Genomic DNA, 857 nt, shown 5'->3' on the forward strand with positions numbered 1-857 from the left:
AAGCTCAATAAGTCTAATAAGTTCTCTTGTTGTAAAGTTTTTTCCATTTCCATTTACATAATTAGAAAATTGTGTATTTGCATTATCTCCTTTAAAACCTAATAAATTTGCAAAATAACTATTAGAAGTAACAGAATTATTAACACCAAAATTATGTAAAGACAATTTTATTTTTTTTGTAAAATCTTCATAAAATGGGATATGCTTTGTTAATCTGCTCATTTTAAAAGCCTTTCATACAAGTTATAATAGTTAATTTATCTTGTAATTGTTTTTCAATTATTTTATTTTCATCTCTTAAAAAACTTCTTTGTTTATCAGTTATAAATAAAGATGTAAGTTTTTCAGTATTTAAAGTTAATTGTTTTGAAAGTGTTTCAATCTGTTTACACAATTGTAATTTTGGTAAGTTCTTTGACATTTTTACTACCTTTTTTAAGGCAAAACATACAAAAAGGCTTATATAATAGTGTTGCGAATACTAATTATATGTTTTATTTTGTATGTGATAACCTATTTCGAATTTTAGGATTAGGGTATTATAATCAAAAATAAGTCATATTGTCAAGAGGTTGTAATACAAAATGGTAAATTTTATAGAAATATTGGAAAGATTAAAAGACATAACTGGAAAAACAAAAAATAAAGAAATTGCAGAAATATTAAAAACAAGCGAAGTAAATTTCAGTAAATGGTTACAAAGAAATAAAGTACCTTATGAAAACTTAACAAATTTATGTTACCAAAATGGATATGATTTAATGTACATTTTGACTGGTAAAACTACAAATGAAATAATAAACAATCAAAACAATAATGAAAAAAGTAAAATATTTAATGTACAAGGTAATAACAAC

General features: G+C 22.4%; 3 protein-coding genes. 1 reads left to right on the forward strand and 2 read right to left on the reverse strand.

Translation table 11 applies throughout. From position 1 onward, the window contains the following. Together CP960_RS13615 and CP960_RS13620 are read right to left on the reverse strand one after the other, a co-directional pair. A partial coding sequence (locus CP960_RS13615; protein WP_133121167.1) for a hypothetical protein occupies positions 1–222 on the reverse strand: 222 nt, incomplete at its 3' end. A gap of 1 nt (position 223) precedes the next feature. Next, positions 224–421, reverse strand: coding sequence for a hypothetical protein (locus CP960_RS13620; protein WP_101185993.1), 198 nt, complete (start codon positions 419–421; stop codon positions 224–226). A 163-nt stretch (positions 422–584) separates the two neighbouring features. On the opposite strand from CP960_RS13620, the gene CP960_RS13625 reads away from it, so the two are divergent. Further along, positions 585–857 (forward strand): helix-turn-helix domain-containing protein (locus CP960_RS13625; protein ID WP_133121168.1); only part of this gene is annotated, 273 nt, incomplete at its 3' end.

It is taken from the genome of Malaciobacter halophilus (assembly GCF_002837275.1).
In the GTDB taxonomy this organism is placed as follows: Bacteria; Campylobacterota; Campylobacteria; order Campylobacterales; family Arcobacteraceae; genus Malaciobacter; species Malaciobacter halophilus.